General features: G+C 66.4%; 1 protein-coding gene. It reads left to right on the plus strand.

Annotated elements, in window-relative coordinates:
- Nucleotides 1–229, plus strand: a 229-nt coding sequence (locus GYB81_RS24095) for an NUDIX domain-containing protein (RefSeq protein ID WP_161898029.1), incomplete at both ends; no start/stop codon positions are given.

Raw genomic sequence — 229 nt, forward strand, 5'->3', positions numbered from 1 at the left:
CGTATTTCACCGAGCATGCTCGTGCTGGTCACGCGTGGCGAGGAGATCCTCCTGGCCCGTTCGCCGCGCTTCGTCACGGGCGTTTACAGCACCCTGGCCGGCTTCGTCGAGCCGGGAGAGTCGGTGGAGCATTGCGTGGCGCGCGAGGTGCGCGAGGAAGTCGGCCTCGAGGTGAAGAACCTGCATTACCTCCGTAGCCAGGGCTGGCCGTTCCCGCCTTCGCTGATGC

The organism is Pseudomonas yangonensis, assembly GCF_009932725.1.
Lineage (GTDB): Bacteria > Pseudomonadota > Gammaproteobacteria > Pseudomonadales > Pseudomonadaceae > Aquipseudomonas > Aquipseudomonas yangonensis.